General features: G+C 65.1%; 12 protein-coding genes. 7 read left to right on the top strand and 5 right to left on the bottom strand.

Translation table 11 applies throughout. The features are described 5' to 3' along the window. Positions 1-121: 121 nt before the first annotated feature. Positions 122-850, top strand: coding sequence for a phosphodiester glycosidase family protein (locus GO986_RS21730; protein ID WP_157461615.1), 729 nt, complete (start codon positions 122-124; stop codon positions 848-850). Here GO986_RS21730 and GO986_RS21725 read toward each other — a convergent pair. The 4 genes from GO986_RS21725 to minD form a co-directional block, all read right to left on the bottom strand. Then, the gene (locus GO986_RS21725) at positions 847-2472 is read right to left on the bottom strand and encodes a DUF937 domain-containing protein (protein WP_157461614.1); all 1626 of its coding nucleotides are present in this window, start codon (positions 2470-2472) and stop codon (positions 847-849) included. The genes GO986_RS21730 and GO986_RS21725 overlap by 4 nt on opposite strands. Before the next feature lie 168 nt (positions 2473-2640). Then, positions 2641-3708 (bottom strand): FtsW/RodA/SpoVE family cell cycle protein, encoded by a 1068-nt coding sequence (locus GO986_RS21720; RefSeq protein WP_369409536.1) that lies wholly within the window; start codon positions 3706-3708, stop codon positions 2641-2643. Between the two features lie 213 nt (positions 3709-3921). Further along, positions 3922-4158, bottom strand: coding sequence for a cell division topological specificity factor MinE (gene minE, locus GO986_RS21715; RefSeq protein ID WP_157461613.1), 237 nt, complete (start codon positions 4156-4158; stop codon positions 3922-3924). A 13-nt stretch (positions 4159-4171) separates the two neighbouring features. Beyond that, positions 4172-4972, bottom strand: coding sequence for a septum site-determining protein MinD (gene minD / locus GO986_RS21710; RefSeq protein ID WP_157461612.1), 801 nt, complete (start codon positions 4970-4972; stop codon positions 4172-4174). A 182-nt stretch (positions 4973-5154) separates the two neighbouring features. Here minD and GO986_RS21705 point away from each other — a divergent pair, with 182 nt between their 5' ends. From GO986_RS21705 to GO986_RS21690, 4 genes are all read left to right on the top strand, one after another. Further along, the gene (locus GO986_RS21705; protein ID WP_198170909.1) at positions 5155-6981 is read left to right on the top strand and encodes an alpha/beta hydrolase; all 1827 of its coding nucleotides are present in this window, start codon (positions 5155-5157) and stop codon (positions 6979-6981) included. Positions 6982-7107: 126 nt separating this feature from the next. Next, positions 7108-8592 (top strand): 30S ribosomal protein S12 methylthiotransferase RimO, encoded by a 1485-nt coding sequence (gene rimO, locus GO986_RS21700; RefSeq protein ID WP_157461610.1) that lies wholly within the window; start codon positions 7108-7110, stop codon positions 8590-8592. 140 nt (positions 8593-8732) lie between these two features. Continuing rightward, a complete protein-coding gene (locus GO986_RS21695) occupies positions 8733-10031 on the top strand; it encodes a DUF2330 domain-containing protein (protein WP_157461609.1) in 1299 nt (432 codons plus the stop codon). Between the two features lie 46 nt (positions 10032-10077). After that, positions 10078-11229, top strand: coding sequence for a prepilin peptidase (locus GO986_RS21690; RefSeq protein WP_369409534.1), 1152 nt, complete (start codon positions 10078-10080; stop codon positions 11227-11229). Positions 11230-11441: 212 nt separating this feature from the next. Here GO986_RS21690 and GO986_RS21685 read toward each other — a convergent pair whose 3' ends face one another. Continuing rightward, a complete protein-coding gene (locus GO986_RS21685; protein ID WP_157461607.1) occupies positions 11442-11882 on the bottom strand; it encodes a superoxide dismutase in 441 nt (146 codons plus the stop codon). 228 nt (positions 11883-12110) lie between these two features. Between GO986_RS21685 and GO986_RS21680 the strand changes: the two genes are divergently transcribed. Together GO986_RS21680 and mobA are read left to right on the top strand one after the other, a co-directional pair. After that, on the top strand, positions 12111-13562 hold the full coding sequence (locus GO986_RS21680; protein ID WP_157461606.1) for an aldehyde dehydrogenase family protein: 1452 nt from the start codon (positions 12111-12113) through the stop codon (positions 13560-13562). Beyond that, positions 13559-14101 carry a molybdenum cofactor guanylyltransferase gene (mobA, locus tag GO986_RS21675; RefSeq protein WP_369409533.1) on the top strand — a complete coding sequence of 181 codons (543 nt, stop codon included), beginning with the start codon at positions 13559-13561 and terminating at the stop codon, positions 14099-14101. The genes GO986_RS21680 and mobA overlap by 4 nt, the downstream gene beginning before the upstream one ends. Positions 14102-14168 lie beyond the last annotated feature (67 nt).

Raw genomic sequence — 14168 nt, 5'->3', positions numbered from 1 at the left:
GCGCCTGCGATCTCTGTCAAGCACCCTCTCTTGCGCCCAGGTTCAGGGAAGGGTCAACAGCCCAGAAAACGCCCGCCAGACGTCCTTTGTGCGGCCTCATGGGAGCGTGACATCATGATTCATGCTCCGCCTCACGGCCCTCCTGATGTTGATTGCTTCTCCCACCGCTTTAGCGCTGACTGTCCAAACCGTGAAGGCTGGTGGAGTGAGCTACACCGTGGCCACCGTGATGCCGGCGCGCGACACTCTGAGCCTGCACTGGCTCAATCCCACGACGAACGCGCCGTACACGACCTTCGAACAGCTGCGGGCGCGCCTGAGCAAAGAAGGCCGCACCCTTCTTTTTGCCACCAACAGTGGCATCTATGCGCCGGGTCTAAAACCTCTGGGCCTCCATATCGAGAAGGGGCAGACGCTGACACCCCTGAACCGCGCTCAGCAAGGCGGAAACTTTGCCCTGGTGCCCAACGGCGTGTTCTGGCTCAAGGGTGAACAGGCTGGGGTGACCGAAACCAGGGCGTTCGAGGCGGCGCGCCTCACACCCGATTTCGCCACACAGTCTGGGCCGCTGCTGGTGCAGAAGGGGGTCCTTCATCCTCAGTTTCGGGCAGCCAGCACCTCGTCCAAGCTGCGCAGCGGGGTCGGTGTCTGTCAGGGCGGCGCAGTCAAATTCGCCCTCAGCAGCACACCCGTGAATTTTTACAGCTTTGCGACTTTCTTCCGGGACACATTGAGCTGCCCCGACGCGCTCTATCTGGATGGCAGCATCAGTGCTGTGGCCACACAGGAACGGTCGGGGCAGTTCTTTCCTTTTGCCGGAATCTGGAGCGTTAGCCGCTGGGAGCGTTAACGCACGCTGAGGTTCACGGTACTCAGAGGCTCGGCGTCGGGGCTGCCCAAAGGACGCACCTCATAGGTGATGGCCCCAGGACCTGGGCGGCTCTGATAGCTCCACCCGCAAGTGGAATCCAGGGGAATGTCTTTGCGGCCCACCACACGCTCGCCACGCCGAACCGTCACGCTGTAGCCCTGACCCTCACCGACCCCACCAAAGCGGAAGGGCTGCGCGACCGCCTGGCCATCGGTGATGCTGAGGGTGTACGTTTCGGTGCAGTTGGCCGCGCTTGCGCCTGCCTCGGGCGCCGCGACCGTCACGTTGAGGGTGCCCACGGCCGTGCCGTTCGTATCGCGGACAGTGTAGGTCTGTGGACCAGCGGCAGGGCTGGGCACCGTGAACGCCCACTGCCCGTCGTCACCCACCGTGATATTCCCCAAGCTGGTTTCACCTTCCAGCAGTTCAAGGGTCTGCCCTGCCTCGCCCGTGCCGCGCAGCTCAAAAGCTCCAGCCGGAAGCGCCGCACCTTCCTGCGGCTCGGTGATGCCCGCCGTGACCGCCGTGTCTCCAGTACTCGCATCATCACCCGCACTAGTCCCTGTGTCTGTGCCTGAGGTGTCGTCCCCAGCCACCGTGACATTGACGGCCTGACGGATCCCGCCGCTTTGGACGGTGAAGGTGTGAGGCCCGGCCGCCGGGGCAGGCACTTCCGTGCTCCAAGTGCCGTCCGTCCCGACCGTGGTGGTTCCCACTTCAGTCTCGCCGTCCAGCACGCTCAGGGTGGAGCCGGCGGCGCCAGTCCCAGTCATGGTGAAGGGCGCTGAGGGTAAGTCGGTGTCGGCCGCTGGCGAGGTAATAGTGAGGGCGTTGCCTGTGGTAGTCGTGCTGGCAGTCGTGTCATCCGTGGCTCCCGTGGCGGGCGGCCGCTGAAGCAGCCAGCACCCACCGACCAGCAAGAGCAGCAACAGGGGCAGCAGCCACCAGAAATTGCGGCGCCTGGTCGGTGGCGTGGTGACAGTCGGGCCAGCCACAGAGCCAACCGTCACCGGCGGCACCACGGGCGACGCGGCCTGAGCCGGTGTCACTACAGGCGAGACCACCGCAGACCCAGCTGCCTCAATCGGCGGCGTCAGGCTTGCTACCCCCACTGTTCCCGCCCCCAACAGCGCCGCCAGCGCCAGCGGCTGACCGCGCACCTCGCTCAGGGCCGCTGCATTCTGGCTGCTCAGCCCGCGCTGCCCCAGACGGCTGAGCAGCAGTGGCAGAGCCATGTGCAGCAGGAGGGCACTCACGCCTGGGTCAGCGCCTGCCTCCTGAGCTGTGGCCCGCGCCAGATCATCCGAGTCCGTCCCCAGCAGGGCCGGGGTGAGCAGGATGCCGGCCTGCTCCAGATTCTCGGCACCGTCCGGCTCGGCCAGAGCGCCAGACACGCTGGTAAACGCGGGCAGGGTGGCCACAGCTTCGCCCAGATGCGCCTGTCCCTCGGGAAGCGCCGCCTGCTCGGCCAGAGCGTCCAGTTGCCGGGGCAGGCCCGCTGCCAGGATGCGGCGAACATCGGTCTCAGGAGCGCCCGTGACCCGCGCCAGTGCCGGGACGCCCTCTGCGAAAAACGAGTCCAGCCCGTCGGTGATCTTCATGGTGTGCCTCCGTGAACAGCAGGCCGGCCTGGACACTCCCGCGCCCGGCCCGAACCCTGCGGTGCTGACAACGCAGTTCACCGTAACACCGCGCGCCCAGAGGCTTTCCTGGGCGCGGTTCACGAAGTCTTATGGCCAGACTTTTTTAATTGAGCGGAAAGTGACGACTTACAGCTGACCCTCAAAGCGGTCACGGTGAACGACATACGCCAGCCCCAGCGTGGCCAGGGTACTGACCAGGCTGCTCAGGCCGTAGCTGATGAGCGGCAGGGTGATGCCCGTGAGAGGCAGCACACTCAGGGCGGCGCCCACGTTCTCGATGACCTGAAACCCCACCTGACCCAGCACCCCGGCAAACAGAATCTGGTCTTGCAGGCGGGGCGCCTCGGCGGCCATACCTGCCAGCCCCCACAGCAGGGCGCCGTACAGCACCAGCACGATGACGCCGCCCACGAAGCCCTGTTCTTCTAGCCAGGTGGATACAGCGAAATCAGTGTGGGCTTCGGGCAAGAAGCCGTTGTGCGACTGACTACCCTGCTTGTACCCCTTGCCCTGAAGGCCCCCAGACCCCACGGCGATGGTGCTTTGAATGACCTGATAGCCCGCGCCACGCGGATCTGCGTAGGGGTCCAGAAAAATGGTGAGGCGCTTTTGCTGATACGGCTCCAGGTGGGGATACAACACGGTGGGCACCACCACCGCCAGGGCGGCCACCGCCACCAGGGCGTGCCAGGCCGGAATGCGCGCGGCCAGCAGCATCACGCCGAACATCACCCCCAGAACCATGGCGCCGCCAAAGTCATGAACGACCACCAGGCCTGCCGCTGGCAAGAACACGGCAAAGGCGCGGGCATAGGTGCTCAGGCCCTTGTAGCCGCCGGCCAGTACCACCGCCAGCATCAGAATCAGGGCGAACTTCAGGATCTCCAGCGGCTGAAACTGTAGAGGCCCCAGCAAAATCCAGTTGCGCTGCCCGTTGACCTCTTTGCCGATGACAAACGTGCTGGCCTGAAGCGCCAGGGCGGCGGCAAACAGGTGCGGCGCGTAACGGTAGATGCGGTCACGCCCGGCCCACCACAGCAGGCCAATCGGCAGCGCGGCCAGGGCCACCCCCAGGAGCTGTTTGGTAAAGATGCCGCTGGAGGCGCGCGGCGAGAGCGCCGCCGTGCTGACGGTCATCAGGCCCACCACCAGCAGGGCCGCAATCACGATGGGAAACCGCAGGTCGTACTTCACGGGTACAGGCTACGGCGCGCGCGGGTGAGACGGCTCAGGGCCGGTCCACAGTTGAGACTGACTCTGAATTGAACCGGGCGGAATGCTGAGGGAATCCGAGCAGACTCGAAGGGCTTGCAGAATGGGAGGAGAAGAGACAGCTTCCGCTTCATTGCGGCACACCCGGAAAAGTACCGGCTGCGCTTCCAGAGCGTCAAAAGCCGGCTGAAGCCCTTACCTGGCCCGGCCGGGCGGCCCCTCGTCCAGCGGAATGTTAGCCATCAGGACGACCATATCGCCGCGCTGCTCGATTTCGACTGAGCTGTTCCCAGCTGGAAAGTAGCGCCGCACCACCTCCAGCAGGTCGTTGCGCAGGGCGTCCACCTTGCCCGGCGGAATCTGGGCGCGGTCGTAGGCCAGCACCAGTTCCAGGCGGTCTTTGAGGGTCTCCTTGGTACGGCCCCGCTTCATCCACGAAAACACTTCAGGCCCCCCCGAACAGGCGGCGCAGCGCGGCCAGAAAGCCCCGGTCTTCCTCGAACTTGGGGTACGGCACGTCCTCGCCCTTCAGGCGGCGGGCGGTGGCCATGAACGCCTCGCCGGCTTTGGTCTTGCCCAGCACCGCCGGCTCGCCCACGTTGGTCGACACGATGATGCCCTCGTCCTCCGGCACAATGCCGATGGGTTTGACGCCCAGGATGTCCAGAATATCGGCTTCACTGAGCATGTTGCCGCTGGCGACCATCTTGGGCCGCAGGCGGTTGATGACCAGTCGGATTTCACTAACCTGCTGCGCTTCCAGAAGGCCGATGATACGGTCGGCGTCGCGCACGCTGGAGACCTCGGGGTTCACCACGACCAGGGCGCCCCCGGCCGGAGCAGCGGCGGTTTTGAACCCTGACTCGATTCCGGCGGGGCTGTCAATCAGGATGCGGTCAAAGCCTTCCTGCTCCACGAGGTCCCGCACCACACCCTTGAAAACTTCGGGGTCCAAGGCGTCCTTGTCACGGGTCTGCGAGGCGGGCAGCAAGAAGAGGTTCTCGACGCGCTTGTCCCGAATCAGGGCCTGACTCATGCGGCACTTGCCTTCTAGCACGTCCACAAGGTCAAAAACCACGCGCGACTCTAGGCCCATCACCACGTCAAGGTTGCGCAGGCCCACGTCCACGTCAATGACGGCGACCTTCTCGCCCAGCTTGGCGAGCGCCGCCCCGATATTCGCGGTGGTCGTGGTTTTGCCCACGCCCCCCTTGCCGGACGTGACCACAATGACCTTGGCATTCATGCTGAGGCGCAGTGTACTGCGAGAAGTAAGAGACGCCCAGCGGGGGCTATGCAGCCTGACCGGGACGCCTGTCCCAGCGCAAAAAAGTCAAGCGGAGGTGGGGCGCCTTCCCCGAACCCAGCCTGCTACGGTGCCGCACGGAGGCACCCATGATCCTGCGCCGTTCTTCTTTGCTTATTGCTTTGTCTGTTGCTCTGGCCGCCTGTACACCTACGCCAACCCCCGAACCCACGCCCGACCCTCTGGCTAGCTACACAGGCCAGAAACTCAACTGGGCGGCCTGCGACCCCACCATTCTGGGCACCACAGATGACCTTGAGCTGTTTCAGGAACTGGGCGACCGCTTGCGCTGCGCCGACATGTCGGTACCCGCCAACTGGGCCAAACCGGACAGCACCTCCGTGAGCGTGTCGCTGATTCGCGTGGCCGCCGCCGCGCCCAGCAAGCGGCAGGGCGCCATCTTCTTTAACCCCGGTGGTCCCGGGGGCGACGGCCTGGGCTTCGCGCCCTACTTCGCCTCGTTCTGGGAAAGCAGCGCCAACACCATGCCCAACGCGGCGGGGCTGAAGCAGATGGCCGCCGAATTTGACCTGATTGGCTTTTCGCCGCGCGGGGTCGGGGCCAGCAGCCGGCTGTACTGCGGCAGCAACGAACTGGCCGCGCCCATCAACCCGCCCGCCAGCGACCGCAGCGACGCCAACGTCAACAACATGATTCGCCTGGGCAAACTGATTGCGCAATCCTGTCAGAAAAACCCAGTCACGCCCCTGATAAACACCGACGCCACGGCCCGCGACCTGAACCTGGCCCGGCAGCTGCTGGGCGACCAGAAGCTGAACTACATCGGCTATTCATATGGCACCTGGCTGGGCTCCTGGTACGCCAAGCTGTTTCCCGCCAACACCGGGCGCATGCTGCTGGACGGCAACATGTCCTGGAATGAAACGATGGAAGACGCCTTTGGCCTGCAACCAGCTGCCTTTGAGCGCGACTTCCGCGACGCGGTGGCGCCGTTTCTGGCCCGCCAGAACAGCGTGTTGGGGCTGGGCGCGACGGGCGCTCAGGTCTACGGGGCACAGACCAGCCTCAGCCAGCCTCTGCAAAGCATCATGGGCAACTACATTGCCCAGCTGATGTATGGCCGTGAAGAGATGCCCCTGATTGGCCTGCTCCTCAAACCGGCCGTGGTTATAGACGGCGTTATCAAAGCCAAACCCCAGGCTTCGCTGGACGAACTGCTGGCTCTAAGCACGCAGCAGACTTACTTTTCAGTGCCCGAGCTGAATGGATTGGGCGTGCAGCTTGCCCAGATGCTGCTGTTTCAGCGCGACCAAGAGCTGAATGCTCAGCCCTTCGGCGTTGAGATGGACAGCTTCAGCTCTACGTTCACGGCCATCACCTGCAACGACACCTCCTGGAAGCAGACCCTGGCTGGCGCCCGCGCCCGAGACGACCAGGACGCCAAGAATTTCCCCCTGATTGGCGGCAGCTCGGTGTCCAACCCCTGCTTGCAGTGGAAGGGCGGCCCCAGTGTCCAGCAGCCCAGCCTGCCGGGCGACATGCCCCCCGTGCTTATGCTGCAAAACGAACTGGACCCTGCCACCCCCCAGGAAGGCGCTCTGCGGGCGCTGAACTCCACCCCCAGCGCCAAGATGATTCTGATTGACGACGAGCCTCAGCACGCGGCCTTTCCCTACGGCACCGACTGCGTGGACGGCCCCATCACCAAGTACTTCCTGACAGGCCAACTGCCTGCCGGTAAGCTGAGCACCTGCGACGCCAAGGCCCTGAGGAGCGGGGAAACGGTCGTTCCAGTGAAGACCCTTAAGGTGCAGGGAGGCAAGCTGTGCGCCGCCCAGCCCACCCTGAGCGCCCAGTCCCTGAGCCAGCAGCGCCTGACGTTGGCCCGGAACGAGACCCGCCGCATCATTGAAGACAACGCCCGCGCCTTCTTCCTGCCCAAACTGAACCTGAAGGACGCAGCACTCAAGATTGAAAACTGTCAGTAAGGGCCTGAGGCCTGTAACTTAAGTCCTTCCCTGACCCAGCCCGCCGCGCTACAGTGGCGGGCTGAACTCTGTGCCCCTGGCCTCCGCGGAGTGTGGGACGGGCGCGGCGCACGAGCAAGGAGCCACATGACACAGGTAACGCCCGCCCCAGCAAAGAGCAGTGGGGGCACGAGAAAAGTGGGGTTTATCAGCCTGGGCTGTCCCAAAGCCCTGGTGGACAGCGAGCGCATTCTGACCCAGCTGCGCGTGGAGGGCTACGAAGTGGCCCCCAGCTACGAGGACGCCGACGCCGTGATTGTCAACACCTGCGGCTTTATTACGCCCGCCGTGGAAGAAAGCCTGAACGCCATTGGTGAGGCGCTGGACGCCACCGGCAAGGTCATCGTGACCGGCTGCTTGGGCGAGCGCCCCGAGAAAATCATGGAGCGTCACCCGAAGGTCGCCGCCATTACCGGCAGCGAGGCGGTGGACGACGTGATGGGCCACGTGCGCGAGCTGCTGCCTCTTGACCAGGGCGCCTTTACGGGCCTGCTGCCGGTGGCCGCCCCCGGCATGCGCCCTGAGCGCGAGACCACCCGCCACGGCGACGTCTTTGCCCCCAGCGTCAAGCTGACGCCCCGCCACTACGCCTACGTCAAGATTGCCGAGGGCTGTAACCACACCTGCTCGTTTTGCATCATTCCCAAGCTGCGTGGGCTGCAGGTGTCGCGTGACGCAGGGGCCGTGCTGTATGAGGCTTTTCGCCTGATTGCGGGCGGCACCAAAGAGATCATGATTATCTCGCAGGACACCTCTGCTTATGGGGTGGACGTGCGCTACCGCGAGTCTGAATTTCAGGGTGAGCAGGTGCGCGCCCACCTGACGGACCTAGCCGTGAAACTGGGCGAGATGGGCGCCTGGGTGCGGATGCACTATGTCTATCCGTACCCGCACGTTGAAAAAATTGTGGAATTGATGGCGCAGGGCAAGATTCTGCCTTACCTGGACGTGCCCCTGCAGCACGCCAGCCCCAGTGTCCTCAGGCGCATGCGGCGCCCCGGCGCAGGCAAGCAGCTGGACACCATTCGCCGCTGGCGCGAGATTTGCCCGGAACTGGTGATCCGCTCCACCTTTATCGTGGGCTTTCCCGGCGAAACCGAGGACGAGTTTCAGGCGCTGCTCCAGTTTCTGGAAGACGCCCGGCTGGACCGCGTGGGGGCATTTGCGTACTCGGATGTCGAGGAAGCCGATGCCAATGCGCTGGACGGCGCCGTGCCCGAAGAGGTCAAGCAGGAACGCCTGGCCCGCTTCATGGAAGTCGCCCAGCGCATCAGCGCCGAGAAGCTGGCCGAGAAGGTGGGCCGCGTGATGGACGTGATTGTGGACGAATTTAACGACGACGAGGACGACTTGCCCGGCACCAAGTTGATCGGCCGCACCAAGGGCGACGCCCCCGGCATTGACGGCCAGGTGTATGTCTTTGCGGGCGATTTTGCCGGCCAGATCAAGATTGGCGACATCGTGCGCGTGCAGATTGAAGACAGCGATGAATACGACCTCTACGGCGAGGTGGTCGAGAAGCCGGCGTGGACCCCCAACGTCCCGCAACTGGGGCACTTCGGGCGGCACTAGGCGGAAACACACCAGGGCGCGGAGAGCTTCTTCCGCGCCCATTTTGTGTTGCACCGCACATCCGCATGCTCCGGCGCTGATGCACAGGTATGCTGCCTCTGTCACCACACGCCCTCTTCCCTCTGCCCACCGGAGTGCCCATGCGAAAAACCCGGCTGACCTGGACTGTTCTCGGCCTCGCCCTGACCTCCTCGGCGGCGGCCTTCTGCGGCTTTTTTGTGGCGAAGGCCGACAGCAAGCTGTTTAACCGCACCAATCAGGTCATCATCGCGCGTGACGGAAACCGCAGCGTGTTCACGATGATGAACGACTACAGCGGCAGTGTGAAAGATTTTGCGCGCATTGTGCCCATTCCCGTCGTGCCCAAACGGGAAGACATCCGCATTGGCGACCCCAGCATCGTCAAGAAACTGGATGCCTACAGCGCGCCAAGATTGGTGGAGTATTTCGACGAGAACCCCTGTGCGCCGGTGCCCCCCCCCATGCCGATGGCGGCCCCCACCTCGGCCCCCGTGGAGGACCGGGCGGCCCTGCGTGCCCAGGCCCAGGGTGTGAAGATCGAAGCCAGCTACCAGGTCGGCGAGTACGACATCCTGATTCTGAGTGCGAGTCAGCAAAGCGGCCTGGCCGCGTACCTGCGCGGCGAGGGCTACAAGCTGCCGGCCGGGGCCGACTCGATGCTGGGGGGCTACCTCAAGAGCGGCATGAAATTCTTCGTGGTGCGGGTGAATGTCGAGCGCTTTGAACAGGCTGGGGGCGGCTTTCTGAACCCGATTGTGCTGTCCTATACCTCGGAAAAATTCATGCTGCCCATTCGCCTGGGCACACTCAATTCGCCCGGCGAGCAGGACCTGACGGTCTATCTGCTCTCGCCGCAGGGCCGGGTAGAGACGAGCAACTACCGCACGGCCTCCATTCCCACCAATAAAGAGGTGCCGCTGCTGGTGAAAAACCAGTTTGCGTCTTTCTACCGCCACGTTTTCCGGCGCGCCTACGAGCGGGAAGGCAAGAATGTGGCCCTGCTGGAATACGCCTGGAACACGAATAACTGCGATCCCTGCTCCACCGAGCCGCCCACACCCGAGGAGTTGAAAGAGGCCGGCGTGTTCTGGCGGCAGGAGGACTGGGGCCGGGCGCCCGCATCTTCGCAAGATGTCCCGGCGGGGCCCGCCAAGCCCGTTTACCTGACCCGGCTACACGTGCGCTACACGGCGGCGACCTTTCCGCAGGACCTGCACTTTAAGGTGACCAACAACCAGACAACCTTTCAGGGCCGGTACATCCTGCGCCACCCGTACCAGGGCAGCGCCAGCTGTGCCGCCATGACCAGCTACCGCGCTGAGCTGAAGCGCCGCAACGAGGCCCAGGCCCAGACCCTGGCCAATCTGACCGGCTGGGACATCACCCACATCCGGCAGCGGATGCAGGGCAATCAGTAACGCCTGAAGACGTCTGTGTAAGACTTCGCCCCTTAGACTTGCTGGCGTGAGTCCTGACCTCCTGCTTGTGGTGTTCGCCGGTCTGCTGGGCCTGCTGGTCGGCTCTTTTTCCAACGTGCTGATCTGGCGGTTGCCGCGCGGCGAGAACATTGCCTTTCCGCCCAGCCACTGCCCGCACTGCGACCACCGGCTGGGCGTGGCGGACCTGGTGCCGGTCTTTTCCTGGCTGGCCCTCCGGGGCAAATGCCGTTACTGCGGGGCGCCCATCAAGGCGCGCTATCCGGTGGTGGAGCTGCTGACGGGCATCGGCTACGCCACCATTGCCGCGCTGTTTCCGCCGCTGACCGTGGGCTGGGGCGCCCTGGGGCTGATGGTGCTGTTCACGCTGCTGCTGGTGGGCAGCGCCATTGACCTGGACACCTACACGATTCCCGACGAACTGACTCTGCCCGGCGTGGGGCTGGGCCTGGCCTTTGGGGCGCTGAACGGCTGGTGGGGGGCGCCGGAGCTGCCGGACTTTGCCAGCGCGGTGCAGGGCGCCCTGCTGGGTGCGGGCCTGTTGGTCGCTATCAACCAACTGGGGTCGTGGGTGCTGCGCCGTTTCCGGGAGCGGCAGTTTCCCGAGTTCCCGCTGGGCTACCAGCAAATTAGCCTGGCGCTGCTGGCGGGCGCGTGGCTGGGGCCGTGGTGGGGCGCGGGTGTGGGCCTGCTGTCGGCAGGGGTCAACCTGGCCGCGCGGCGCGTGGTGCGCATTCCCGAACTGTTGACCCTGGGCGGGCTGCTCGTGAGCGTGATGCTGGGCAGCGCCGGCTTTGGCCCCGGCATGATTCTGATGGTGCAGGGCGCCCTGGCCGCCGCCGGCGCGGTTTCGCTGGTGTGCGGCGTGTACTGGTGGGTGCACTGGCGCCGCCACCGTGAAGACGACACCCCACAGGACGACGCCCAGAGTGACGCCAGCGCCATGGGCTTTGGCGACGTGAAACTGGCCGCCGTCATCGGTGCATTTCTGGGCTGGGAAAGGCTGCTGGTGGCGCTGGTGGTGGCGGTGTTTGCCGGAGCGCTGCTGGGCCTGGTGCAGATGGCGACCCGCCGCGAGAACCGCGTGAAGTTCGGCCCCTACCTGGCCCTGGGCGCCGTGGTGGCGCTGCTGTGGGGCGGGTCCTTGGTGGCCAGTTACCGGGCAATGTTGGGCCTATAGGCTCAAAGGTGAAGTGAAGGAAGTTGGCCTTCAAGCAGAGAGGAAGCGAGCGAAGCGTAGAGCGAAAAAAGGACGCCGCAGGTCATATCTCCAGGTTTAGAAAAGCACTGGAACTGCTCCACCTTCCCCACGTCCTCCTGCTCGCACAGCCCAATCACAGATAAAACAGCGCCAGAGGGGACCATTCCCCTCTGGCGCTGCCGGCTTTGCCTTTACATCATCTTGACAGGCGTGCAGCTGACGCCAGCATCCGCCGGCGTGCCTGCCGCGTCACTGGCCGTGTGAATGTTGAAGTAGGTCGCGCTCATCACGTCGCTGGCCGCCACAGACCCCATCAGGGTCAGCATCCCCATGCTGTCTGACTGGGCCACCATCTTGCTGCTCATGATGGCTGGGCCATTGCTGCTACACGGGTCGGTGCTGGCCGTCCCCTGGTTGTGGTAGTGCGCCACGTAGTACGTATTGGGCGCCAGTCCCATGACCTTGGCACTGGTCATGACCATCATGGCGTCTTTTTTGACGTCCACCGTCCCACTTGAATTCAGGGCGCCGCCTGCCGGCTGCTTGCCCAGTGTGTAGGTCATCGGCGACATCATCATGGTGCAGGCACTCAGAGCCAGCGTCAGGACCGAACCAGCCAGAATCATCTTCATAGGGCCACCTCCGAACAAGAGTTGAAACGAATCGGCCGTAGTGTGTCGGCATCCCTGCGGCGCAGAGTGTTGCTTTGGCTGCTTTATGACAGGACGGCCAAGAGCCAGCACAGGTCCTGAAGGCTGCACAGAAGCGTTTGCTCCGACTGCCAGACAGGAGTAGCCAACTGGTCAGACCAGTCACTTCTGCGTTATACTCAGTTCAAGCTCTACTCCCCAGAGGTGTCCATGACGCAGCCTGCCCCCCCGGTCACCACGCCCGACCTGCACGCCCTTTTCGAGCGGCAGCGCGCCCACCGCTGGACGGCGGCGCAGACGACCCCCGCGCAGCGGCAAGCGATTTTGCGCCGTCTGCACGACGCCATTCGTGCCCGGCGCACAGCCCTGGCCGACGCCCTGAAGCGGGACCTGGGCAAGAGCCGCGCCGAGGCCGAAATCACCGAGTTGCACCCGGTGCTGGAAGAAATTCAGCACGCCATTCGCCGCCTGCCGCGCTGGATGGCCACCCGCACCGCCCCCACCCCAGCGGTGCTGCTGGGCGCCAGGAGTGAGATTCAGCCGCAGGCGCGCGGCGTCACCCTGATTCTGAGCCCCTGGAATTACCCGGTGAACCTCGCCCTGGCGCCGCTCGTGGCCAGCCTGGCGGCGGGCAACACCGTCATCCTGAAGCCCAGCGAGAAAGCGCCGCATGTGGCCCGGGCACTGCGCGAGCTGCTGGACAGCGTCTTTGAGCCGCATCTCGTGGCGACCGTAGAAGGGGACGCCGAGGTGGCCCGCGCCCTGACCGACCTGCCCTTTGACCACATCTTTTTTACAGGCAGCACGGCGGTGGGCCGCCAGGTCATGCGCGCCGCCGCCGCCCACCTGACCAGCGTGACCCTGGAACTGGGTGGCAAGAGTCCGGCCCTGATTGACGCCAGCGCCGACCTGACCCTGAGCGCCGAGCGAATTGCCTGGGGCAAGCTGCTGAATGCCGGGCAAACCTGCGTGGCCCCGGACTATGTGCTGGTGCCTGAACACCAGCAGGGCGCGCTGCTGCTGGCCCTGGATGAGGTGATCGCGCGCCGCTACGGTGACCGCGCGTGGCTGCGGGCCGGCCCCGATTACGGGCGACTGGTGGACGACCGCAGTGTGGAACGTCTGGAGCGCCTGACCCGTCAGAGCGTGGCGCAGGGGGCGCGGGTGGTGCGCGGCGGCGAATTCAGCCCCGCCGAGCGCTTTGTGGCCCCGACCATCGTGGCCGACGTGACCCCGGACATGCCCCTGATGGCCGAGGAACTGTTTGGCCCAGTGCTGCCCATCCTGACCTACCGCACGCTGGACGAGGCCCTGGCCCTGATTCGCCGGCTGGACGCCCCGCTGGCCCTGTATCTGTTCGCCGAGGATGAGGCCGTGACGCGCCGCGTCCAGCGCGAGACGACCAGCGGCGGCATGGTGGTCAACGGAACAGTCGTCCACCTGACCAACCCCCATCTGCCGTTTGGAGGCGTGGGGCCCAGCGGCATGGGCGCCTACCACGGCGAACACGGGTTCCGGGCCTTCAGCCACGAGCGCGCCGTGCTGACCGAACCCCGACGCAGTGTGGTGCGCTTTACCTATCCGCCCTATGGCCGCCCAGGGCCGCGCCTGGTGGCCTGGGCGCTGCGGCTGCTGGAACGTCAGAGCGGCCCGCGCGAGTGAACGACCTGACGGCGGCGGTGCTGGCAGGAGGCCGCTCCAGCCGATTCGGGGCCGACAAGGCGCTGGCGCTGCTGGATGGGCAAACCCTGCTGAACCGGGTGTGTGCCAGTCTTCAGGCCTGCTCCAAGCGCCTGCTGGTGGCACCGCCGGGCCGTTACGACGCTCCTGGCTGGCACCCGGTTCCTGACACCCGGCCCGGCGAGGGGCCGCTGGCTGGCTTGGAGGCGGCTCTGGGCGCCGCCCCCCCCGGCTGGGTGGCGCTGGCCGGCGTTGACCTGCCGGACCTGACCCCTGCTTACTGGCAGGCGCTGTTGGAGGCCCGGACGCCAGAGACCCTGAGCGTGCAGGCCCTGGACGCCAGCGGGCGCCCGCAACCACTGGCCGCGCTGTATCACACGGCGCTGCTGCCCAGAGTGACTGGCCTGCTGGACAGTGGCGAACGGCGCCTGCGCCTGGCCGCTTCCAGGGAAAGCACGGTGCTGGTCTCTGGCCTGCCTGGCCTGCGCAACGTGAACACACCGGCCGACCTACAACAATAAAAAAGCCGCCTCTTGGGCGGTGATGTCAACAACTCTAGCGCGGTATACGGCCTGAGTCAAGGGTATG

It is taken from the genome of Deinococcus arboris (genome assembly GCF_009755355.1).
GTDB lineage: Bacteria > Deinococcota > Deinococci > Deinococcales > Deinococcaceae > Deinococcus > Deinococcus betulae.
This window is presented reverse-complemented; position numbering and strand designations above follow the sequence as displayed.

Bases quoted from the DNA above. Each gene is read 5' to 3' on its own strand.
- GO986_RS21730 (WP_157461615.1), top strand. From the start codon at position 122: ATGCTCCGCCTCACGGCCCTCCTGATGTTGATTGCTTCTCCCACCGCT.
- GO986_RS21725 (WP_157461614.1), bottom strand. From the start codon at position 2,472: ATGAAGATCACCGACGGGCTGGACTCGTTTTTCGCAGAGGGCGTCCCG.
- minE (WP_157461613.1), bottom strand. From the start codon at position 4,158: ATGAAGCGGGGCCGTACCAAGGAGACCCTCAAAGACCGCCTGGAACTG.
- minD (WP_157461612.1), bottom strand. From the start codon at position 4,972: ATGAATGCCAAGGTCATTGTGGTCACGTCCGGCAAGGGGGGCGTGGGC.
- rimO (WP_157461610.1), top strand. From the start codon at position 7,108: ATGACACAGGTAACGCCCGCCCCAGCAAAGAGCAGTGGGGGCACGAGA.
- GO986_RS21695 (WP_157461609.1), top strand. From the start codon at position 8,733: ATGCGAAAAACCCGGCTGACCTGGACTGTTCTCGGCCTCGCCCTGACC.
- GO986_RS21685 (WP_157461607.1), bottom strand. From the start codon at position 11,882: ATGAAGATGATTCTGGCTGGTTCGGTCCTGACGCTGGCTCTGAGTGCC.
- GO986_RS21680 (WP_157461606.1), top strand. From the start codon at position 12,111: ATGACGCAGCCTGCCCCCCCGGTCACCACGCCCGACCTGCACGCCCTT.